This is a genomic window from uncultured Rossellomorea sp. (assembly GCF_947488365.1).
GTDB lineage: Bacteria > Bacillota > Bacilli > Bacillales > Bacillaceae_B > Rossellomorea.
This window is the reverse complement of the sequence record NZ_CANKZT010000015.1, coordinates 1-21,530: the sequence shown is the minus strand read 5'-3', so window position 1 is coordinate 21,530 and position 21,530 is coordinate 1. Positions and strand designations below refer to the sequence as shown.

Here is a 21,530-nt window from a genome sequence, read left to right as displayed (position 1 = left end):
CGCCGATGGTAGTTGGGGGATCTCCCCCTGTGAGAGTAGGACGTCGCCAGGCAAATATGAAAAAGAGTAGCTCTTAGTGGTTACTCTTTTTTTTGTTTTTTTATCTGAAATGTTATTGGAAGGTGAATCAGGCATCTATCTTTCATACAGGTGGTATTAGGAATGAAGAAAGGGGTTAGTACACTACCCTGGTATAGTTTTTATGTTAGAAAATGGAAAAATATGCATAAAGGGATGAATTCGACGCAATAACATTCAAAAACGACGCATAAAATGAAAAATCGACGCAATAACAGTCCAAATAGACGCAATATAATATAAAATCGACGCAATTAACATACAGCTTCAAGCTTAACCCGCCTCTATATCTATGAAAATATTGATATCTACCACCCTAAAATAGTCTTCGTTAATATAAAGAAGAATTTTTAGATAGATAGGAACATTTATTAGTGCTTATTACATATAAAACTTCATTTTGAGAGACACGATATCCTCGAAATCTTTCCTGGTGGCCAGCAAATGCAATGTTACTCCAAATCATCCTTAATTATTTGTATATAAATCCTATTTTCCATCAACTATTCAATTTAATAATTCTATTAGATATCCTACGTCCGACAACCCAACACCAAACACCCAACACCTCACCTACCCACTGTATCTCAAACAACCACAAACCTCCATCATCACATGCTCAAAATTGCTATCCACCAACTCTCTAAAGTATTATTTAAATAAGAGTATATACGAGGAGAGAAGAACATGACGACAATTTATGATTTCACCGTAAAAAGAGCGAATGGATCTGTAACGTCTCTAGAAGAGTACCAGGGGAAAGTAATGCTTATCGTGAACACTGCCAGTAAGTGTGGCTTTACACCTCAATTTGAGGAGCTGCAGGGCCTGTATGAAGAGTATAAGGATGAAGGACTTGTTGTCCTTGGATTTCCATGTGATCAGTTCATGAACCAGGAGTTTAATGATCAGGATGAGATCATGGAGTTTTGTCAGGTGAATTACGGGGTATCTTTTCCGATGTTTGCGAAGGTCGATGTGAAGGGGAAGGAAGCTCATCCTCTATTCACGTTTTTAACGAAAGAGAAGAAGGGTGTCCTTCTTTCGAACATTAAGTGGAATTTCACTAAATTTTTAGTCGGGAAAAATGGTGAAGTTTATGATCGCTATTCTCCGCAAACCAATCCACGCAAAATCGAGGGGGATATTAAGAAGTTACTTCAAGAACAATAGAGAAAGAGGAGAGGCAGCCCGTCATCCTTCCTCTTTTTCCTACATTTTATCCATGAGTAATTTAAGTAAAAGGTATGGTGCTTTTTCTGTTGTGACATTGATGAATGTGTTGATAATAGGATAGTCTTCATTGGTTCGGTTTTTTAAAAGTTCCACCCACCATTCTGTTTCGTATCGGGCAATCATGCTTAGGTTGTATAGTATGGCATAATGGATGAGAACTTCAGGTATAGTAGTGGCTTCATTCCGAATCCCGGGAAGAGCTAGTTTGTTTTTGTTGAAATGCCATCTAAAGGGAAGATGCTCTTGGACATTTGGTGCTTGTAACGAATTGTCCGAGTTCCAGGTGAATTCCTCTGTCACCTTTTCATTCAGATACTGTTTAAGTAAGCTTTCTGACATATGAAAGTAAGATAGTAATGTCTCATCAATGATCAGCTCATGTTGTTGATTGAACCAGAACATGGTTTTCTTTTTGAGCAATACATGAAATGCTTCTTCAAGCTCGGGTATTTGTACGAGTAAATCTTCCATCTTGTATTTTTCCCCCACGATATGTTTCACGTGAAACACCAGGTTGGAAAAGTGTGAAAATAGACCATTTTTCTGCACCTTAACTTCATCTTGTAAAAAACGGTACTGCTGCTTTTTTCTTTTCCTGGATGTAATCCCATGGGCCAGGACCGTGGTTGTTTCTGGGTATAAGGGATCTTCTGTTAAAACAATCGCTTTTATAAAATGAATATATCCGTAGAAAAGCAAAATAGGTTTGAGTGATATAGGAGATTGCGTAGCTTGTCTGTAATAAAGTTCGCCTTGCTCCAAGTAGTACATGAATGGATAACAGTTATCATAGCTTTTCGTTTCAGCTTGAGAAGACCCCATTTGTTCATAGCATTTTCTTAGAAACTTCTGGGAGTATTCTGCTGACTGAAAATAGTGGATGAAGTCCCAGTGTTGACGTAATTCGTTCAAGTGATCACCTTCTAATTATTCTGAAAAATTAAATTAATCCTATTCATCTTGACAGTATTTTAACCAATTGATAACCTACTAATAATATTTTGGGACTAGGGAGGCCGAAAACATGTGGGATTCTAAATTTGCTAAAGAAGGTTTAACGTTTGATGATGTACTATTATTACCAGCCAAATCAGAGGTATTACCAAAGGATGTAAATATTTCTGTTGAGTTGACAGATTCAATAAAATTGAATGTTCCTGTGATTAGTGCAGGAATGGATACTGTAACAGAAGCTGAAATGGCGATAGCAATGGCTCGACAAGGTGGACTTGGTATTATCCACAAAAATATGAGTATTGAACAGCAGGCTGAACAGGTTGATAAAGTAAAACGTTCCGAAAGTGGAGTTATCTCAGATCCGTTCTTTTTAACTCCGGATCATCAAGTCTTTTCTGCAGAACACTTGATGGGCAAATATAGAATTTCCGGTGTTCCGATTGTGAACAACGAACAAGAGCAAAAGCTGGTAGGGATTTTAACGAATCGTGACCTTCGTTTCATCCAGGATTATTCCATTCAAATCTCGGATGTCATGACGAAGGAAAATCTCGTTACAGCTCCTGTTGGCACTACCCTAGAAGAAGCGGAAAAAATTCTTCAGCAGTACAAAATTGAGAAGCTTCCTCTGATTGATCAGGAAGGGACACTTAAGGGATTAATTACGATCAAAGATATTGAAAAAGTAATTGAATTCCCCAACTCTGCTAAAGATGATCAAGGACGATTATTAGTGGGAGCAGCTGTCGGTATTTCGAAAGATACGATGACTCGTGTTGAACACCTAGTGAAAGCACATGTGGATGTCATTGTAATTGATACAGCTCACGGCCATTCAGCAGGAGTTCTTTCTATTGTTCGTGAAATCCGCGATGCTTATCCAACGTTAAATATCGTAGCAGGAAATGTGGCAACGGCAGATGCGACAAGAGAATTGATTGAAGCTGGTGCTGATGTAGTCAAAGTGGGGATTGGACCTGGTTCAATCTGTACGACTCGCGTCGTTGCAGGTGTCGGCGTTCCACAAATTACCGCTGTATATGATTGTGCGACAGAAGCAAGAAAGCACGGAAAGAGCATCATTGCTGATGGCGGCATCAAGTATTCAGGTGATATCGTAAAAGCTCTGGCAGCAGGTGGACATGCCGTTATGTTAGGAAGCTTACTTGCAGGTACATCTGAGAGCCCAGGCGAAACGGAAATCTTCCAAGGACGTCGTTTCAAAGTATATAGAGGTATGGGATCAGTCAGCTCCATGGAAAAAGGATCGAAGGATCGCTATTTCCAGGAAGAAAATAAAAAGTTCGTTCCAGAAGGTATCGAAGGCCGCATCCCTTACAAAGGTCCTTTAGCAGATACATTGTATCAGCTAATCGGAGGCTTACGTTCAGGCATGGGATACTGCGGAACGAAGGACCTATACGAGTTAAGGGAGCAGGCACAGTTCATTAAAATGACGGGTGCCGGACTTCGAGAAAGTCATCCTCATGATGTTCAAATTACGAAAGAAGCACCGAATTATTCATTATAAGAAAATAATTCCAAATGCTGATCAGATACTCCTGATCAGCATTTTTTAATTTGTATAAAAATGATATTTACCGCCTTTTATCAGAGGTCGCAAGTCCCTTGACCCATGCCAAAACTAGTCATATTCTCTGTCTATTCTTACCTTTCGAACTATGATAAAATAACGAAGGTGTACATAAAATCTTGGAGGGCTAAAAGTGAAAAGAAGTTGGATTCAAAAATCTTTTGTTTGTATGATGGTTTTAATGATGGCAATGGGTATTGTAGGGAGACCTGCAAATGCTCAAGGAGACTTGGACGTTAACGCAAAAGCTGCGATTCTAGTAGAAGCCAGCACTGGCAAAATTCTTTATGAAAAGAACTCAGAAAATGCTCAAGGCATTGCAAGTATGACGAAAATGATGACAGAGTACTTGTTACTGGAAGCAATTGAAGAAGGTAAAGTGAAATGGGACCAGAAGTATACGGTACCTGCGAACCTTTCTCAAATGTCCCATAATACTGGTCTCAGTAATGTTAGTCTTGAAGTAGAAAGTACTTATACCATTAAAGAGTTGTATGAAGCAATGGCGATTTATTCAGCTAATGCAGCGACGATAGCGATTACTGAAACGATTGCCGGCTCAGAAGCGAACTTCGTTAAAATGATGAATGCAAAGGCTAAAGAACTTGGTCTGGAAGAATATAAATTTGTGAATTCTACGGGTTTAAACAATAAAGACTTGGCACCTTATGTAGAAAAGGTGGTAGGTGGTCCGGAAGAAGAAAATGTGATGTCTGCAAAGGATGTAGCAACACTCGCGTATCGCTTGCTGCATGATTATCCGGAGGTACTTGAGACATCCAGTATTGCGAAGAAGGTATTTGCGGAAGGAACGGATGACCCCACTCAAATGGATAACTGGAACTGGATGTTACCGGGGCTGATCCGCGAATACGAAGGAATGGACGGACTGAAAACAGGTACGACTGATTTTGCGGGTGCCAACTTCACAGGAACAGCAGAACGGGACGGAATGAGATTCATTACGGTTGTAATGGACGTTGAAGTTCCAGCTGGTGAAAACTCCTATGATGCCCGCTTTAGTGAAACAAGAAAAATGATGGACTATGCCTTTAACAATTATACAATAGAGGAAGTACTCCCTGCTGACTACCAAGTAAAAGGTCAAAAGAGACTTCCGGTTGAAAAAGGGAAAGAAAAAGAAGTTCAAATCAAAACGGATTCTTCATTGAGCATGGTGATCAAGAACGGTGAAGAAGATCAATATAAACCGAAATTTGTAGTAGATAAGAAAAAGCTGAACGATGATAGTGAACTGACAGCTCCAGTTAAAAAAGGAGAAAAAGTTGGATATGTTACGTTAGAATCAAAAGATAAAAAAGATTTAGGCTACCTTACAGATAAAGGTACCAATGCTTCTAAAGCATCTGTTGTTGCTGTAGATGGGGTTGAAAAAGCAAACTGGTTTGTCCTTTCAATGAGAGCTGTAGGTGGTTTCTTCGGGGACATCTGGAACTCGGTTACATCAACGGTTAAAGGCTGGTTCTAATACCCCCTTAGGAAATGATTCATTCAGCACCAAGACTTTTACATTAGGACAAGTCTTGGTGTTTTTTTATAGGCAGGGTGATAAAGAGGCATCTTACTAAGAGCACCTTTAGAAGTTCCCAAGAAATACATGCAAGGCCTGACCAAGCCGCTTCCGCTTTTCGTCTTGTCCAGCTCCAGGGCTTAGAGGCTCGAGGTCATAAGCCAAACATGCCAAAAAGGCAAAGAACGCCTTTCCGGCATGTTCGTCTTATGCTTGTCGCCTCTGGGCAAAGCCCTTCCGCTTTTCGAGATGTCCAGCTCCAGGGCTTAGAGGCTCGAGGTCATAAGCCAAACATGCCAAAAAGGCAAAGAACGCCTTTCCGGCATGTTCGTCTTATGCTTGTCGCCTCTGGGCAAAGCCCTTCCGCTTTTCGAGATGTCCAGCTATAGCGGCTAGTCCCTCGAGGTCATAAGCTAAATCGACCAAAAAAGCAAAGAGCGCCTTTCCGGTCGATTCATCTTATGCTTGTCGGGCCTGACCAAGCCGCTTCCGCTTTTCGTCTTGACATAAGTCTTTTTTTATTGTTTATTTAGCAGTAGGGTTACATAATCATTCCGATTGTTTTAGTCGCGTTTTCTTCCTTTTTTGGATGGAAATGGGACAGGCATGGGATAAATATAAGGGGGATATAGATATGATGAAGACTGGTACAGATCGTGTTAAAAGAGGTATGGCTGAAATGCAAAAAGGCGGCGTTATTATGGACGTTGTGAATGCAGAGCAGGCAAAAGTTGCTGAAGCTGCGGGTGCAGTTGCAGTAATGGCTTTAGAACGAGTTCCAGCAGACATCCGTGCTGCAGGTGGGGTAGCAAGAATGGCAGACCCTCGTATTATTGAAGAAGTTATGGGCGCTGTGTCGATTCCAGTAATGGCGAAGGCTCGTATTGGTCATATTGTAGAGGCAAGAGTTCTTGAATCAATGGGTGTCGATTATCTTGATGAGAGTGAAGTATTGACGCCAGCTGATGAAGAGTATCATTTAAATAAAAGAGATTTCACTGTTCCATTCGTATGTGGGTGCCGTGATTTAGGTGAAGCTGCCCGCCGTATTGGTGAAGGTGCATCTATGCTGCGTACAAAGGGTGAGCCTGGAACAGGTAACATCGTTGAAGCGGTTCGTCATATGCGTAAGGTAAATGCTCAAGTACGCAAGCTTGTGAGCATGAATGAAGACGAGATCATGACAGAAGCGAAGTTACTGGGAGCTCCATACGAATTATTGTTAGAAATTAAAGAAAACGGCCGTTTACCTGTTGTAAACTTTGCTGCAGGCGGAATTGCAACACCAGCTGATGCGGCTCTTATGATGGAATTAGGAGCTGACGGAGTATTCGTGGGTTCTGGTATCTTCAAATCAGAAAACCCTGAGAAATTTGCAAGAGCTATTGTAGAAGCGACTACTCATTATCAAGATTACAAGTTAATCGCAGAGCTATCAAAAGAGCTTGGTGTAGCAATGAAGGGAGTAGAAATTTCTTCTATCTTACCTGAAAACCGTATGCAAGATCGTGGATGGTAAGGTGTGATTCTATGTTGAACATCGGTGTATTAGGACTTCAAGGTGCCGTCAGAGAGCATGTTCGTTCAATCGAAGCTTCTGGTGCCAAGGCAATCGTCATTAAGCGTGTAGAACAGCTGGAAGAGATTCAAGGTCTGATCATGCCAGGCGGGGAAAGTACGACCATGAGAAGGCTGATTGATCGATACGGCTTTATGGAGCCGTTGAGACAATTTGCTGCAAATGGCAAACCGATCTTCGGGACGTGTGCGGGACTGATTCTCTTAGCGAAGCATATTGTCGGGTATGAGGAACCTCATTTAGGTGTGATGGACGTAACGGTCGAGCGTAATTCCTTCGGTCGTCAGAAAGAAAGCTTTGAAGCGGATCTTTCGATTGCTCATGTTGGAGAAGGGTTCAATGCCGTTTTCATCCGTGCCCCTCATATCGTGGAAGCGGGAGAAGATGTTGAAATCCTCGCAAAGCATAATGGTCGAATTGTCCTTGCTAGACACGGACAATTCCTCGGTTGTTCTTTCCATCCAGAGTTAACGGATGATCACCGTTTAACTTCCTTCTTTGTTGAGATGGTGAAAGAAAGCATGGAAAAAACAATCGCATAATTTTATTGCAAAATGGAAAACATTGTAGTAGATTATGAAATAACCAATAAAAAATTAAATCGTTGATAGGAAATAGTAGTAAAGAAGGCTTGCTTTAGAGAGTCGGTGGCTGGTGAGAATCGACGCAAGGGCTTTATGAATCCATCCTTGAGTGAAGTACTGAATGAAGTAGGTATTTTCGGTGATTCCGTTACCATCTCTTAAGAGGAAGATGCTCTGCGTCTTCAATTAGGGTGGCAACGCGGAAACCTCCGTCCCTTTTACCAGGGATGGGGGTTTTTTATTTTTTTATAAAAAAGGAGAGAATCTCATGTTAGACATTAAGTATTTACGTAACAATCTGGAAGATGTAAAAGCCCGTCTACAACATCGCGGTGAGAACCTGGAGGATTTCGGTAAATTCGAAGAGCTTGATAAAAGAAGAAGAGAGCTGCTTGTGGAAAGTGAAGAATTAAAAAGCAAACGTAATGACGTATCACAGCAAATTGCCCAGCTAAAGAAAGAGAAAAAGGATGCTCAGGACCTGATTGTTGAAATGCGTGAAGTCGGGGCCATGGTGAAAAAACTGGATGATGAATTACGAGGAATTGAAGAGGAGTTAGAGCGCATCCTGCTTTCCATCCCTAACATTCCACATGAAACTGTACCAGTTGGTGAAACTGAGGATGATAATATAGAGGCCCGCAAATGGGGAGAGATCCGTGAGTTCGATTTTGAGGCACAGCCTCACTGGGACATTGCAACAGGCCTCGGGATCCTGGATTTCGAACGAGCCGGGAAGGTGACCGGAAGCCGCTTTGTTTTTTATAAAGGGTTAGGAGCAAGACTAGAAAGAGCCTTGATTAACTTCATGATGGATCTGCACATGGATGAGCATGGATATACAGAAATGATCCCTCCATTCCTGGTGAATCGAGCGAGTATGACAGGAACAGGTCAACTTCCTAAATTTGAAGAAGATGCGTTTAGAATAGAAAGCGAGGATTATTTCCTGGTTCCTACAGCAGAAGTACCTGTAACCAATTATCACCGCGATGAGATCATGAAGGGTGAGGAGTTACCTGTAAGCTATGTAGCGTACAGTGCAAACTTCCGTTCTGAAGCGGGTTCTGCAGGCCGTGATACACGTGGTTTGATCCGTCAGCATCAGTTCAACAAAGTAGAGCTTGTTCGCTTTGTGAAGCCTGAAGATTCTTATGATGAGCTTGAGAAGTTGACAGGTCATGCTGAAAAAGTCCTTCAGCTACTAGGTCTGCCATATCGAGTGCTATCTATGTGTACAGCGGACTTAGGTTTCACGGCTGCCAAGAAGTATGACATTGAAGTATGGATTCCAAGCTACGGAACTTACCGTGAGATTTCTTCTTGCAGTAACTTTGAAAGCTTCCAGGCAAGACGAGCGAACATTCGTTTCAGAAGAGAAGCTAAAGGGAAACCTGAACATGTTCATACATTGAATGGATCTGGCTTGGCAATCGGACGTACGGTTGCCGCTATCTTAGAAAACTATCAACAAGAAGATGGGTCAGTCGTGGTTCCAGAAGTACTTCGTCCATATATGGGTGGAGCAGAAGTCATTAAAGGATAAGACAAAACTGAAGATGGAAGACAAACAAAAGGTGCCTCACGAATTATTGTGAAGCACCTTTTGAATTTTTTTCAGAAATATGCTTGACTCTATTTGTACACCATGGTATTATAGTTCTTGTCGATACGGAGGAATACCCAAGTCCGGCTGAAGGGATCGGTCTTGAAAACCGACAGGGGTGTAACAGCCCGCGGGGGTTCGAATCCCCCTTCCTCCTCCATTGATTTTTTTATAACCATAGCGCATAAACATTGGAGATAGAATTCGTTACATATTATATGTAACGAATTTTTTTTATTTATACATATGACCATTTACTTAAGGTTTTCGATGTCCTCTCTTAGGTGAGGATCGGAAGTATGGCCAAGTACACCTATTTCTGTAATATGTTTCCGTGCTTCTACGTCACCCAGCTTAAAGATCATTGAATAAATGTTTTTCATCGATTGATCATATTGATCGTCCTCTGGTGAATTGTGATATTGGCGGAAAGGAACCTGAGCCCGTCTCATGGTCGACATGTCATCATCATAGTTATCGTTAAAGAGCATTTTAAGCTCGTTCACTTCGGTTGGGGTAGCGAATATGCGAAAGCTTGGACTGGCATTTTGATTCGGATCCTGCAGGATATCCCCGCTGCTTATATCTACAAAATAAGTTCGTTTCGATTCCATGATTAATCCAACTCCTTATAAATCTGTTTGTTTGTACATATACCTCTTTTTGGTTGGAAATAAACGGATGGATGTTTTCCGGCCACCATAAAAAAAGACTACTCCTGCCGCAAAGCACAGAGTAGTCTTTTTTTCTATATTCTGATCCAGTTTCGGCGCCTAGTCCCTCGAGGTCATAAGACAAGCCATCCAAAAAGCCGCCTTTCCGGAAGGCTCGTCTTATGCTTGTCGGGCCAGGCCAAGGCGCCTCCGCTTATCGTTTAGCTCTTCAGCATTCTCGTCTGTTCAATGAAATACCCGATTCGTTCAACGATTGGTTCGATTGAGTTTTGATCGTTCACCAGGTCGTATTCGCTGATGTCCAGTCTGAGTACTGGACAGGCGTTAAATGAGTTGATCCAGTTTTCGTAACGCTCATGCATTTCTTCCCAGTAGGCAACAGGTGTTTGTTGTTCCATTGGGCGGCCGCGCTCACGGATGCGATCAACGACATTATCAATGGATCCTTCAAGGTAGATCAGAAGATCAGGGTGAGGGAAGTATGGTGTCATGACCATGGCATCGAAAAGGCTTGTATAGGTTTCATAATCGATTTCGCTCATATTCCCTTTTTCATAATGCATGCGGGCAAAGATGCCTGTATCTTCATAGATGGAACGGTCTTGAATAAAGCCTCCACCGTATTCAAAGATTTTCTTTTGTTCTTTGAAGCGTTCTGCTAAGAAGTAAACTTGAAGGTGGAAGCTCCAGCTTTTAAAGTCCTGATAAAATTTATCGAGGTACGGATTGGTATCAACTTTTTCAAATGACGTTCGGAAACCCAAGGCATTGGCCAAGCCGTTTGTCATAGTGGATTTACCGACGCCAACTGTACCCGCAATGGTAATCACGGCATTGTTCGGGATCCCGTATTTAGTGCGAAGATTCATGATAGTGAACTCCTTTTTTTAGTGTAGTCTCTAATTGAGTGAGAATGTGTTCCAGGTCCTCTTTATTTTGAACGAAGTCTATGTGGTCGCCATTGTAGCGAAGAACAGGGATATCAGGGTGAGTTTCTTCGAATGTATTCATGTATTCTTCATAATCTAACGATAGCTGCTTTAGATAAAGAGGGCTGATTTTCTTTTCAAAGTCTCTTCCTCTTTTTTCAATGCGCTTTAAAAGGGTATCAAGACTTGCGTTCAAGTAGATCACAACATTGGGCCTCGGCATATCCGACGTTAGGATCTCATAAATATTGTGATATTTTTTGAACTGCTGTTCATCCTTCAATGTACGTTTAGCAAAGATGATGTTTTTAAGAATATGATAATCTGCTACAACAGATTTGTTTTGAGATAGGTAGTGTTTTTCAATATCCTCTAGCTGTTTGTAACGATTGCATAAGAAAAACATCTCTGTTTGAAAGCTCCACTCTTCGATGTCATCATAGAATTTATCTAAGAACGGGTTTTCATCCACAATTTCTTTTAGTAAGTGGAAATGAAAGTGCTCAGAAATCGCTTTTGCAAGAGAGGTTTTTCCTATTCCAATCGGACCTTCAACGGTAATGAAAGGAATGCGCCCCATTAATTTTCCTCCTCATATTACGGCAATCTTTTCTTGTGTGAAAAAATAAAAATAAAAAATTACGACAGGAATTATTGTAACACAATAGATGGATGGTTTGTTTAGGTTATTTCCAAGGATTTTGAAATTATGCTACGTTCACTATATCGACTTTAAGTGGCCAACTATTAAGGAAAAGACAAACAAAAAGCTGATGGACAGGTGTTTATAGATTCACCTGTCCGTCAGCTTTTATTATTTATTATCTTTTTACAACATTGAAATTGTCGGATATTAACAACCAGTTCTGAGGGAAGGAGAGCCCGAGCTTCCAATAGCTCATTCCCCTTAATTTTAACTCTTTCATGAGATCAAATTTCGCTTGGATGCTCCGGGCATCTTCAAACCATACTTCATGATCTTTTCCGGTGCTTGCATCCCGGTATTTAAAGAAAGGGGCCTGTGCTTTTTGATCATACTGAATCGGGACGTTATTGTCGGCGGCAATCTTGATTGCCTGTTGTGGACTGATGGCTTTCGCTGTACTTCCTTGTACAAAAGGGAGGGTCCAGTCATATCCATATAAATTTTGCCCCATGAGAATCTTGGATGGAGGCATTTCTGAAATGGCGTATTCAAGCACTTCCCGAACAGGTCCGATAGGGGAAACGGCCATGGCTGGACCACCGCTATACCCCCACTCATAGGTCATGATCACGACGAAGTCGACGATTTCACCGTGAGCTTTATAATCATGTGCTTCATACCACTTTCCTTTTTGATCGGCACTGGTCTTGGGAGCCAGGGCGGTTGAAAGCAGCCATCCTTCTTGATTGAACCGCTGCTTTGCTTTTCGTAAAAATTGGTTGTAGGCTTCTTTGTCCTGTGGACGTAAATATTCGAAGTCGAAGTGAATGTCCCTGAAGCCATATTTCTTGGCGGTTTGGACAACATTATCGAGGAATTTATTCTGGATTGCCTGGTCGGTTAGCAGGATTCGCCCAAGTTCATCACTGAACGTTCCTTCTTCTTGATTGGTGATGGCCATCATTAACACATTATTATTATCTTTCCCTGTTTGAAGCAAATTTCCAAGGGGTGGTTCCTGCAGTGTTCCATCCCGTTTGGCTTGGAAGCTGAATGGAGCCAGGTAGGTGAGATAAGGAGCTGCTTCTTTCGCGCTTTCTTCCAGGTTTGGGGCCACTTCTTTTCCGTAGGGTTCAACATACCCATTAAATTCAGCCCTTACTTTAGGCTTCTGTGGAATATATAATCGAAACCCTACTTGCAAAGGTTGATTGGGAGAAATTCCGTTCACTCTTGCCAGCTCCTGATAGGGGACACCTGTCTTCTGGCTGATCGCCCAAAGACTATCCCCTGGTTGCACAAAATAAAAACTTCCTATAATAGGGATAACCAATGATTGGCCAATCACTAAGTTATCAGGGTTTGGCAGTTCATTGGCGTCTACTATATCCTTAACTGTTGATCCATACGCTTGAGCGATACCAAATAATGATTGGTTTGATTGGACAACATGAATTTGCATAAACAGACCCTCCTATATTTCATTCACTATATTCAACTTATGAAATGAAAGAGGTGGATATGTTTTTTGAGTGAATTTTATAAGATCTCACCGGTCGGTTCTATCCTTGCTTTTAATACGTTTTTCATCATCGTTAACGCATAGTGATTATCTTCATCACTGACTGACGCAATGGCATCAGAGGGCACAATGAGGTTAAACTCTCTCATATAAGCATCGTTTGCTGTAAAGAGTACACAGATGTTTCCTGCAATACCCGTGATGATAAGATTTTTTACAGACAGGTGATGCAATAGTGTATTTAAAGCAGTACCATAAAAAGCGGAATGTTTAGGTTTAATGAGAAAAAAATCTTTATCCGTCGGCTGGAGCGGCGTCATGATGCTATCGCTGACTTCATTATGGCATTTCTTATAGATCTCTTTGTAATCTGCTTTCCAAAGCTCATAATGGTCGTTAATATAAATGGTAGGATGCTGATGTTTGGTACAATAGTGACGTAATGAGTTAATCGGTTCAACAATATTGCTGGTATGGCTCGCCAGTGTGTGACCGTGTTCGAAGTCGAATGGATTCATAATGTCTATAACAAGAAGAGCGGTATCTTTAGGTATCATGTTGAAAGCCCCTTTCTCTTATAGTTTGGAGTGAATGGGGATATTTTATAAAGAATAGATAAATAAATTTGCGGGAGTATATAATGGGTATAAGAGAAGAACGATTTATGATGGAAGCACTAAAAGAAGCGGAAAAAGCGGCAGCGATTCAGGAAGTCCCGATCGGAGCGGTCATTGTAATGGGTAATGAAATCATCGCCCGTGCTCACAATCTGAGAGAAACGAGTCAAAATGCCATCACCCATGCCGAGACATTAGCTATCCAAGAGGCATGTGAGAAGCTTGGCACATGGAGGCTTGAGGGCGCAGAGCTTTATGTCACACTTGAACCGTGTCCTATGTGCAGTGGAGCCATCATCCTTTCCAGAATTGAGAAAGTCATTTACGGGGCAAAAGACCCAAAGGCAGGCTGTGCGGGAACGTTAATGAATCTACTTGTGGATGATCGATTTAATCATCAGTGTGAAGTAGTACCAGGAGTGCTGTCGGAAGAATGTGGTGGAATCCTTTCCCGTTTTTTTAAGGACCTGCGAGAGCGGAAGAAGCAGGAGAAGAAAAATAGGACTTCTGGATTGTAAATAACTTACAGCATTCCATCATTGCTTTTTACCGTAAATCCTAGTATACTTAATCTTGCGTCGCACTAATGACGCAACTAAATATGGTATCAATTTTGCCGTGCTAGGTGGGGAGGTAGCGGTGCCCTGTACTCGCAATCCGCTCTAGCGAGACCGAATTCCTTTCCGAGGCTCGCACTCTGTAGGGCTGCCTCAAGTAAGTGGTGTTGACGCCTGGGTCCTGCGCAATGGGAATCCATGAACCATGTCAGGTCCGGAAGGAAGCAGCATTAAGTGGAAGCTCCCATGTGCCGCAGGGTTGCCTGGGCCGAGCTAACTGCTTGAGTAACGCCTATGGATGCTTGTCGACGAAAGGTGCACGGCAGTTTAATAAATAAACAACAACTCATCCTTTATCGGGTGAGTTTTTTGTATGTAAAAGGGTTTTATAGACAAAAGAGGTCATCCTGAATTGATCTCCGGTTTTCTTTGTAAAAGGGATTTAAATTACGTTATAATAGACACTATAGTACATAAAACAAGAGGGGGGAGTATTTTGGCATATCAAGCTTTATATCGTGTGTGGCGTCCTCAGTCATTTATTGATGTAGTTGGACAGCAGCATGTAACGAAAACGTTGCAAAATGCCCTCCTTCATCAGAAGATTTCTCATGCCTATTTATTCTCCGGACCAAGGGGAACAGGGAAAACGAGTGCAGCGAAGATTCTGGCGAAAGCAGTTAACTGTGAGCGTTCTCCTGTAGCCGAACCCTGTAATGAATGTGATGCCTGTAAAGGAATTACCGACGGTTCGATCCCGGATGTCATTGAAATCGATGCTGCTTCCAATAACGGGGTGGAAGAGATCCGGGACATACGGGATAAAGTCAAATATTCTCCAAACGTAGTCGAGTATAAAGTCTACATCATAGATGAAGTTCATATGCTGTCTATCGGAGCATTTAATGCGCTGCTGAAAACCTTAGAGGAACCGCCTAAGCACGTCATCTTTATCCTGGCGACTACAGAGCCGCATAAGATTCCCCTTACGATCATTTCACGCTGTCAGCGTTTTGACTTCAAACGAATTACAGCCAGGGATATTGTGGGACGAATGAGTCATATTGCCACAGAATCAGGTGTGAATTATGAAGAAAATGCCCTAACGATTATCGCAAGGGCAGCTGAGGGTGGAATGCGTGATGCCCTAAGTCTTCTCGACCAAGCTATCTCCTTTAGTCAGGATCAGGTAACGGTAGACGATGCCTTGACTGTAACAGGGGCTGTTTCTCAAGGCTATTTAAACACCCTTGCGAAAGCGATTTTGGAAAGAGATGTCACAAGTGGATTAAGTGCGCTGGAAGAACTGTTGTTCCAAGGTAAGGACCCGGCAAGGTTCGCAGAGGACTTTATCCTTTATTTTCGGGATATGCTGCTGTACCAGACGGCTCCTAATCTTGAAGAATCACTGGAACGTGTCATGCTCGATGATGATTTTAAAGAATTAGCCGGACAAACCCAGGCTCAGCAGATTTATCAATATATCGATGTCTTGAATCAGGCCGGTCAGGAAATGAAGTTCACCAATCATGCCCGTATCTACCTCGAGGTTTCCATTGTTAAGCTTTGTCAAATGGAAGCACCGGCAGCGGCTTCCTCACCGGAAGTGAACGATATGATGAAAAAGATCAAACTTCTTGAAAAAGAGGTTGAACAGCTGAAGGCGAATGGAGTCAAGGTTCAAGCAGAGCCGGCTTCACAACCGGCGAAAAAACCGATCAGGGCAAAGAAAGGCTTCCGGGCTCCTACGGGAAAAATTCAGGAAGTACTCCGGACGGCGACGAAAGAAGATCTCAATCTGATCAAGAGCCGCTGGGGAGATATGGTCGAAACATTGAACCAGCGTCAAATGCGCTCACAATCAGCACTGTTAAATGATGCTGAACCTGTAGCAGCTACAAACGGCTCATTTGTGTTAAAATTTAAATACGATATTCATTGTCAGATGGCAATGGAGAATCAAGCTTTCACTTCAGCGATTGCTTCCATACTGGAAGAGCTTACAGGAAACAGCTATGCAGCGATTGGGATTCCTGAAGATCAGTGGATGTCCATAAGAGAAGACTTTATCCGAAACTCTAAATCAGAAGATGGAGAATCATCTGGTGAGGATCAAGGTGAAGACTCACTCTTGAAGGAAGCTGAAAAGCTTGTCGGTATGGATTTAATAGAATTAAACGATTAATCTAGAAAAAATTAACTGGAGGTAATAATATGATGCGTGGAAATGGTAATATGCAAAATATGATGAAGCAAATGCAAAAGATGCAAAAGAAAATGGCGGAAGCACAAGAAGAATTAGGGGAAAAGCAAATTGAAGGAACAGCTGGCGGCGGAATGGTGACTGTTATCGTTTCCGGTCACAAACAAGTAATCGATGTAAAGATCAACGAAGAAGCTGTTGATCCGGATGATGTAGAAATGCTACAAGATTTAGTCCTTGCAGCGACAAACGATGCACTGAAGAAAGCAGACGAATTAACGAACTCAACTATGGGTCAATTCACTAAAGGAATGAACCTACCGGGAATGTTCTAGGAGGCAATACGATGCATTATCCTGAGCCTATATCGAAGCTGATCGACAGCTTTATGAAATTGCCGGGAATCGGGCCGAAAACTGCGGCCCGACTGGCTTTTTTTGTTCTTAGTATGAAAGAAGATACTGTCCTTGATTTTGCCAAGGCATTGGTCAATGCAAAGCGTAATCTAAGTTACTGTTCCGTTTGCGGTCATATCACCGACCAAGATCCATGTTATATATGTGAGGACCAAAGAAGAGATCGCAGCATCATCTGTGTGGTTCAAGATCCCAAAGATGTCATTGCAATGGAGAAGATGAAAGAATATAACGGACAATATCATGTGCTCCACGGAGCCATCTCCCCAATGGATGGGATTGGACCCGAGGACATCAATGTTCCGGATCTGATAAAGCGTCTTCACGGTGACGAGGTCCAGGAGGTCATCCTCGCTACCAACCCGAACATAGAAGGGGAAGCGACAGCAATGTACATCTCACGTCTCGTCAAACCATCAGGTATCCGAATCACGAGGATTGCCCATGGTCTTCCTGTCGGTGGAGATCTTGAGTACGCAGATGAAGTAACGTTATCGAAAGCTCTTGAAGGAAGAAGAGACGTTTAACGAAGGAGAGGATACCTATGTTTTTCCGAAAAAAAGGAAAGCTGAAAAAAGAGTATGACCAATCCTTACTACACGTTTTAGACGAAACCAAGGATCATTGGAATCAGCAACGTTCCATCGATGAGATGAGTGTGGATTATAATCTGAACATCCACTGTCATTCGAAAATAGCAGAAGCTAAATATTTTTTTCTCTTTAGAGAAGCAAAACATAGAAAGATCGTCATAAAAAGGTAGACAACCCTCATATCCTTTCAATAAGAGACTATTTATGTTCTATGTTGAGAGGAGAGAAGGGTATGAGCCCAGTTATCGTCATTGCGGTGATCAGCGGACTGATTGTACTTCTATTGGCCACCGGCACACCCATCAAGCCACTTCGGTTTGTCGGACAAGTTGCCATGAAGGTCATGATCGGAGCACTCTTTTTATTTTTCCTGAACGCCTTTGGCAGTCAGTACGGAATCCACGTTCCTATTAATTTAGCAACCTCATCTATTTCAGGGATTTTAGGTATTCCCGGAGTAGTGGGACTAACCGTCATTCAGATGTGGATCCTATAAGGATCAATAGAATAGTAAGAAGAAAGGCAGTCGAAGTATCAGGTGGGATTTTTTCTTACCTCTGATCTTGGCTGCTTTTTTACATAGAAAAGACAGAGGAGGCGGGAGAACTATGAAAATCGTCATTGCACCGGATTCCTTTAAAGGTTCCATGACAAGTAAAGCAGCGGCCGAAGCGATTCGGAGAGGGATTCACCGTATTAATCCTACACACCAAACAGTCATGATCCCGATGGCAGATGGTGGTGAAGGAACGGTTGATGCCATGATGACCATCATGAATGGGGAAACACGATCGGTTCAAGCGAGAGATCCCCTGGGACGTAAAATCTCAGCAGCTTTTGGGTGGGTATCTGAAACAAAGACAGCCGTAATTGAAACGGCAGCAGCATCCGGGCTTACTTTGTTAACAGAAAGTGAGTTGAACCCGGGCGTGGCCTCTACATTCGGGACCGGTGAGCTTGTGAAATCCGTTTTAGACCTTGGAGCAGAGCACGTTATTCTTGGGTTAGGAGGGAGTGCAACCGTAGATGGAGGGGCAGGGTTCCTGCAAGCGTTAGGAATCCGTTTTTTCAATAAGAAAGGACAAGAACTCGAAGCTGGAGGAAGCATGCTGGGGAAAATTGACTCGATTGACTCCACTAAACTCGACCAAAGGCTTCAGGCCGTTAAGTGGACAGTCGCTTCAGACGTAACGAACCCTCTGTTAGGGAATGAAGGGGCTGTGACCGTGTTCGGACCGCAGAAGGGTGTCAAACATGAGAAACTTGCAGACTTTGAAAGAGGCATGGAACACTTTGCTGAAAAGGTAGTTGAACATACGGGACTGGATTGCCGCCTCGATCAAGGAAGTGGAGCTGCCGGTGGGCTTGGTTACTCCCTTCACTCCTTTTTTCAACCAGTTTTTAAGAGCGGATTAAGTATTATCGCAGAAGAGAGCTGCCTGGAGTATCACTTGAAAGATGCGGCACTCGTTTTGACTGGGGAAGGGAAGATCGATGCACAGTCCCTCTATGGAAAGGTACCCGTAGGCATCGGGAGATTAGCTTTAAAGTATGAAGTTCCGGTAGCTGTGTTTGCAGGGAAAATAGAAGGGGATTTAGAGCAAATTTATGCTGAAGGTATACAGTTACTGCTTCCGATCGTTAGTCAGCCTATGTCTTTAAGAGTTGCAATGACAAGCGGAAGCATTTTGTTGGAAGAATCGGCTTCAAGGTTGATGAGGACATATGAATTATTTGCCGAGATGAGAAACAAACCAGTTTAATTTTGTATATTAATAGTGCCCGTCCTTCCTTCCGGGGTGGAGGGGGGACTGGCACTTGCTGTTTTTACACTATTCACTTAAAAACGTTTTTGGCATCACAACAGCTACTACTTCACCACGAGCACACAATTTCCCCTCCGCAAATACTTCTGTTTCCACCCTGAATTTCTTAGGATGAACTTCATGAACCGTACCAACTGCTTTTAATGGGACATGATGAGGTGTCGGTTTCATAAAATCCACTTGTAAGGAAGCGGTGACAAAACGTGGAGGCTCTTGACCATCACCGATTTCTCCACCGTTCTTTCTATGAAGAATAATCGCAGCTGAACCAGTGCCATGGCAATCGATTAAGGAAGCAACCAACCCGCCATATACGAAGCCCGGTAAAGCAGTGTGTTCCGGTTTAGGCGTGTAGATCGTGACCGTGTGACCATCTTCCATTCCAGTACGAAAATGATGCCCTTCCTTATTGAGTCGGCCGCAGCCATAACACCACGCAAAATCATCTGGGTAATCATCCTGGATGGCACGAATGACTTCGTTCATTGTATATTCTCCCTTCAACACAAACTCTTTCTCTAGTACTCTTCTATAAACGTGCTGAAATCCCTTTATTGGATTGATATATGTGATCTCTATGTTTTTAACATAAGTTCTGCAAGGCTCTGTCAATTAGTGTGTGCTGGATGGTGAGGGGAACTGCTCCGCTTGCAGCTAGCGTTCGGCCGAGCCTCCTCAGCTTAGCCGAACGGGGTCTCGGCACGCCCGTACTTCCACAGGAGTCTGCGCAGTTCCCCTCACCATCTTTAATAGGATCTTTGTGCAGAGCTTCAAGGTGTACCAGAAAACAAAATAACTAGAAAAAATAATTCTGCTTCATTAAGACAATCAATCTCTACTTACCTTAAAAGAGATTGTTTGCTAAAAAGCTTGTTTTAATTGTTTTCGATTAAGGATTCATGCTCAGAAAGTTGATTCTCGCTGCAGGATGATCGACTCCTGCGGGAATAGCTGGACAGGTGAGACCCCGGAGGCGCAGCCGAGGAGGCTCACCGCCAGCCCCGCGGAAAGCGAGCATCCTGTAGCGGAAATCAACTATTACTTTCTTATCTCCAATAGCAACAAACTTTACAAAAAGAGCCTTTTACAATTATAAAGGTAAAAACACTTTTCATTATTAATAGTGATTGGTATAATATGGTTAACCTCACTCCTCCCTTCCTGTTTTATTTTCCATTTCAACAAAAAAATCCAGAAAGCTGGTGGTCTTAATAGTGAAAAGTAGACTAATTCAAGACAGTCCTCAAATCAGAGTATGGTTACAGGAATTCAATCATCCCGACGAGCATCTCGAAATGCTGGAAAAATTCAAGATTGGCAGAGAATTCAATCTGAGGTCGCGTGGATTAGTAGAGTATTATGGAAATGACTTCATCGATTATAAACGTGAACAGATGGCCAATAAAAAGCGTAATCAGTTCCTCACTGACTTTGCCTACTATATGACGGATCATTTAGAAGATGATTGGCCCCGTTCCTGGAAAGAGTGTCTTCCTTCCTTTTGGGAAGAATTGATATTTGCCTATCTCCCACACCACATGAAAGTCGTCCCCAAGAAAAACCACACACAAGATTTCCTCTTACAACTGAAAAAGTTCGTCCGGTGGCTTGATAAAAGACACAATACAACCTTTCTCGACATTGTCGATCCTTACATTACTGAGGCGTTACCAATCTTAAAGAATTATGAAACGCTTTTCTCTGAGCTCTTCTTGAAAAATCATCCGGGTTTTCACAATCCTGAATGGGACTTTACGAAAGATTTGGAACGCCTTGATGAATTAATGGAAGAATATGAAGAAACAGTTTACGGAGTATTCAGAGTGAAGCAGATGGTTGATGATGGGATTCAGCTTCTGGATCTGCATTCACATTACACGTATTTCACGAATGGCATACCTAGGAATAAAGTAGATTCGGAGATGATCTTAACGGCATGCTTAGGGAAAAGAGGTCATGAACTCGTATGGAATCTGGTTTTTGCAGATGGAATCTATCCTAAGAGAGCGTTTAAGTATATACAATTAGCCGATTAAAATTTGAGTCGACAGCATCTGTTCATTAGTAGAGGGCAGGTGCTGTTTGTTTCTCAAATTATTTAAGTTAGACTAGTTTATCTTATAAACTGGAACACTCCCTGAAATAAATATGTAAAAGGTGAAAAATAGTATTGACTCTCAATAGTAGAAGATGCTATTATATTCCTTGTCGTCAAAACGACGCGAAAAACAAATTTCAAAAAAAGCTTGACGCTTTATGACGAAAAATGTTATATTTAAGAGGTGCTCAAGAGAGCCCAACGTTATATTGAACCTTGAAAACTGAACAAAACAAGACAATACGTCAACGTTAATTCTAGATTTATTTTTAAAGAGCTATTCA

At 42.2% G+C, this 21,530-nt stretch carries 21 protein-coding genes, 1 tRNA gene, 1 other RNA gene and 1 other annotated feature; of the genes, 16 read left to right on the top strand and 7 right to left on the bottom strand.

Annotated elements, in window-relative coordinates:
• Positions 1-765 precede the first annotated feature (765 nt).
• Positions 766-1,251, top strand: a complete 486-nt coding sequence (locus Q1B03_RS21985; protein WP_299747029.1) for a glutathione peroxidase — start codon at positions 766-768, stop codon at positions 1,249-1,251.
• Between the two features lie 39 nt (positions 1,252-1,290).
• Here the strand turns inward: Q1B03_RS21985 and Q1B03_RS21980 are convergent, their stop codons facing one another.
• Positions 1,291-2,226, bottom strand: coding sequence for a YaaC family protein (locus tag Q1B03_RS21980; protein WP_299747027.1), 936 nt, complete (start codon positions 2,224-2,226; stop codon positions 1,291-1,293).
• A gap of 112 nt (positions 2,227-2,338) precedes the next feature.
• Between Q1B03_RS21980 and guaB the strand changes: the two genes are divergently transcribed.
• The 6 genes from guaB (at position 2,339) to Q1B03_RS21950 (ending at position 9,325) form a co-directional block, all read left to right on the top strand.
• Positions 2,339-3,802: an IMP dehydrogenase gene (gene guaB, locus Q1B03_RS21975; protein WP_299747024.1), complete on the top strand. Its 1,464-nt coding sequence runs from the start codon at positions 2,339-2,341 to the stop codon at positions 3,800-3,802.
• Positions 3,803-3,998: 196 nt separating this feature from the next.
• Entirely contained in the window at positions 3,999-5,354 is a 1,356-nt protein-coding gene (locus Q1B03_RS21970) for a D-alanyl-D-alanine carboxypeptidase family protein (RefSeq protein ID WP_299747021.1), read from the top strand.
• A 676-nt stretch (positions 5,355-6,030) separates the two neighbouring features.
• Positions 6,031-6,915 (top strand): pyridoxal 5'-phosphate synthase lyase subunit PdxS, encoded by an 885-nt coding sequence (gene pdxS, locus Q1B03_RS21965; RefSeq protein ID WP_299747018.1) that lies wholly within the window; start codon positions 6,031-6,033, stop codon positions 6,913-6,915.
• An 11-nt stretch (positions 6,916-6,926) separates the two neighbouring features.
• Entirely contained in the window at positions 6,927-7,517 is a 591-nt protein-coding gene (pdxT, locus tag Q1B03_RS21960; protein ID WP_299747016.1) for a pyridoxal 5'-phosphate synthase glutaminase subunit PdxT, read from the top strand.
• 53 nt (positions 7,518-7,570) lie between these two features.
• Positions 7,571-7,779, top strand: a binding site (T-box leader).
• A gap of 48 nt (positions 7,780-7,827) precedes the next feature.
• On the top strand, positions 7,828-9,105 hold the full coding sequence (gene serS, locus Q1B03_RS21955) for a serine--tRNA ligase (RefSeq protein WP_299747013.1): 1,278 nt from the start codon (positions 7,828-7,830) through the stop codon (positions 9,103-9,105).
• A gap of 127 nt (positions 9,106-9,232) precedes the next feature.
• A tRNA-Ser gene (locus Q1B03_RS21950) sits at positions 9,233-9,325 on the top strand.
• Positions 9,326-9,419: 94 nt separating this feature from the next.
• Here the strand turns inward: Q1B03_RS21950 and Q1B03_RS21945 are convergent.
• The 5 genes from Q1B03_RS21945 to Q1B03_RS21925 form a co-directional block, all read right to left on the bottom strand.
• A complete protein-coding gene (locus Q1B03_RS21945; protein WP_299747010.1) occupies positions 9,420-9,779 on the bottom strand; it encodes a hydrolase in 360 nt (119 codons plus the stop codon).
• Between the two features lie 260 nt (positions 9,780-10,039).
• Positions 10,040-10,708 (bottom strand): deoxynucleoside kinase, encoded by a 669-nt coding sequence (locus Q1B03_RS21940; RefSeq protein ID WP_044340684.1) that lies wholly within the window; start codon positions 10,706-10,708, stop codon positions 10,040-10,042.
• Positions 10,692-11,348 (bottom strand): deoxynucleoside kinase, encoded by a 657-nt coding sequence (locus tag Q1B03_RS21935; protein ID WP_299747006.1) that lies wholly within the window; start codon positions 11,346-11,348, stop codon positions 10,692-10,694. Before Q1B03_RS21935 ends, Q1B03_RS21940 begins: the two co-directional genes overlap by 17 nt.
• 241 nt (positions 11,349-11,589) lie before the next feature.
• Positions 11,590-12,876, bottom strand: a complete 1,287-nt coding sequence (locus Q1B03_RS21930; RefSeq protein ID WP_299747003.1) for a glycoside hydrolase family 18 protein — start codon at positions 12,874-12,876, stop codon at positions 11,590-11,592.
• 77 nt (positions 12,877-12,953) lie between these two features.
• Positions 12,954-13,493: an isochorismatase family cysteine hydrolase gene (locus Q1B03_RS21925; RefSeq protein ID WP_299747001.1), complete on the bottom strand. Its 540-nt coding sequence runs from the start codon at positions 13,491-13,493 to the stop codon at positions 12,954-12,956.
• A gap of 83 nt (positions 13,494-13,576) precedes the next feature.
• Between Q1B03_RS21925 and tadA the strand changes: the two genes are divergently transcribed.
• From tadA to Q1B03_RS21885, 8 genes are all read left to right on the top strand, one after another.
• Complete coding sequence (gene tadA / locus Q1B03_RS21920) at positions 13,577-14,071, top strand: tRNA adenosine(34) deaminase TadA (RefSeq protein WP_299746997.1); 495 nt, start codon at positions 13,577-13,579, stop codon at positions 14,069-14,071.
• A gap of 98 nt (positions 14,072-14,169) precedes the next feature.
• Positions 14,170-14,433: signal recognition particle sRNA large type (gene ffs / locus Q1B03_RS21915), an RNA gene on the top strand.
• A gap of 173 nt (positions 14,434-14,606) precedes the next feature.
• Positions 14,607-16,295, top strand: a complete 1,689-nt coding sequence (gene dnaX, locus Q1B03_RS21910; protein ID WP_299746994.1) for a DNA polymerase III subunit gamma/tau — start codon at positions 14,607-14,609, stop codon at positions 16,293-16,295.
• A 29-nt stretch (positions 16,296-16,324) separates the two neighbouring features.
• A complete protein-coding gene (locus tag Q1B03_RS21905) occupies positions 16,325-16,648 on the top strand; it encodes a YbaB/EbfC family nucleoid-associated protein (RefSeq protein WP_172655813.1) in 324 nt (107 codons plus the stop codon).
• An 11-nt stretch (positions 16,649-16,659) separates the two neighbouring features.
• Entirely contained in the window at positions 16,660-17,256 is a 597-nt protein-coding gene (gene recR / locus Q1B03_RS21900; RefSeq protein ID WP_044340678.1) for a recombination mediator RecR, read from the top strand.
• Positions 17,257-17,273: 17 nt separating this feature from the next.
• Entirely contained in the window at positions 17,274-17,492 is a 219-nt protein-coding gene (locus Q1B03_RS21895) for a YaaL family protein (protein ID WP_044340677.1), read from the top strand.
• A gap of 62 nt (positions 17,493-17,554) precedes the next feature.
• A complete protein-coding gene (locus tag Q1B03_RS21890) occupies positions 17,555-17,818 on the top strand; it encodes a pro-sigmaK processing inhibitor BofA family protein (RefSeq protein WP_044340676.1) in 264 nt (87 codons plus the stop codon).
• Positions 17,819-17,930: 112 nt separating this feature from the next.
• The gene (locus Q1B03_RS21885) at positions 17,931-19,085 is read left to right on the top strand and encodes a glycerate kinase (RefSeq protein ID WP_299746983.1); all 1,155 of its coding nucleotides are present in this window, start codon (positions 17,931-17,933) and stop codon (positions 19,083-19,085) included.
• Positions 19,086-19,154: 69 nt separating this feature from the next.
• Here the strand turns inward: Q1B03_RS21885 and Q1B03_RS21880 are convergent, their stop codons facing one another.
• Entirely contained in the window at positions 19,155-19,634 is a 480-nt protein-coding gene (locus Q1B03_RS21880) for a PaaI family thioesterase (protein WP_299746980.1), read from the bottom strand.
• 728 nt (positions 19,635-20,362) lie between these two features.
• Here Q1B03_RS21880 and Q1B03_RS21875 point away from each other — a divergent pair.
• Entirely contained in the window at positions 20,363-21,184 is an 822-nt protein-coding gene (locus Q1B03_RS21875; RefSeq protein ID WP_299746977.1) for a hypothetical protein, read from the top strand.
• Positions 21,185-21,530: the final 346 nt, after the last annotated feature.

What these genes read in the sequence shown, in the direction of transcription:
- Q1B03_RS21985 (WP_299747029.1), top strand. Translation starts at nt 766, where the DNA reads ATGACGACAATTTATGATTTCACCGTAAAAAGAGCGAATGGATCTGTA.
- guaB (WP_299747024.1), top strand. Translation starts at nt 2,339, where the DNA reads ATGTGGGATTCTAAATTTGCTAAAGAAGGTTTAACGTTTGATGATGTA.
- pdxS (WP_299747018.1), top strand. Translation starts at nt 6,031, where the DNA reads ATGATGAAGACTGGTACAGATCGTGTTAAAAGAGGTATGGCTGAAATG.
- pdxT (WP_299747016.1), top strand. Translation starts at nt 6,927, where the DNA reads ATGTTGAACATCGGTGTATTAGGACTTCAAGGTGCCGTCAGAGAGCAT.
- serS (WP_299747013.1), top strand. Translation starts at nt 7,828, where the DNA reads ATGTTAGACATTAAGTATTTACGTAACAATCTGGAAGATGTAAAAGCC.
- Q1B03_RS21945 (WP_299747010.1), bottom strand. Translation starts at nt 9,779, where the DNA reads ATGGAATCGAAACGAACTTATTTTGTAGATATAAGCAGCGGGGATATC.
- Q1B03_RS21940 (WP_044340684.1), bottom strand. Translation starts at nt 10,708, where the DNA reads ATGAATCTTCGCACTAAATACGGGATCCCGAACAATGCCGTGATTACC.
- Q1B03_RS21935 (WP_299747006.1), bottom strand. Translation starts at nt 11,348, where the DNA reads ATGGGGCGCATTCCTTTCATTACCGTTGAAGGTCCGATTGGAATAGGA.
- Q1B03_RS21930 (WP_299747003.1), bottom strand. Translation starts at nt 12,876, where the DNA reads ATGCAAATTCATGTTGTCCAATCAAACCAATCATTATTTGGTATCGCT.
- Q1B03_RS21925 (WP_299747001.1), bottom strand. Translation starts at nt 13,493, where the DNA reads ATGATACCTAAAGATACCGCTCTTCTTGTTATAGACATTATGAATCCA.
- tadA (WP_299746997.1), top strand. Translation starts at nt 13,577, where the DNA reads ATGGGTATAAGAGAAGAACGATTTATGATGGAAGCACTAAAAGAAGCG.
- Q1B03_RS21905 (WP_172655813.1), top strand. Translation starts at nt 16,325, where the DNA reads ATGATGCGTGGAAATGGTAATATGCAAAATATGATGAAGCAAATGCAA.
- recR (WP_044340678.1), top strand. Translation starts at nt 16,660, where the DNA reads ATGCATTATCCTGAGCCTATATCGAAGCTGATCGACAGCTTTATGAAA.
- Q1B03_RS21895 (WP_044340677.1), top strand. Translation starts at nt 17,274, where the DNA reads ATGTTTTTCCGAAAAAAAGGAAAGCTGAAAAAAGAGTATGACCAATCC.
- Q1B03_RS21890 (WP_044340676.1), top strand. Translation starts at nt 17,555, where the DNA reads ATGAGCCCAGTTATCGTCATTGCGGTGATCAGCGGACTGATTGTACTT.
- Q1B03_RS21885 (WP_299746983.1), top strand. Translation starts at nt 17,931, where the DNA reads ATGAAAATCGTCATTGCACCGGATTCCTTTAAAGGTTCCATGACAAGT.
- Q1B03_RS21880 (WP_299746980.1), bottom strand. Translation starts at nt 19,634, where the DNA reads ATGAACGAAGTCATTCGTGCCATCCAGGATGATTACCCAGATGATTTT.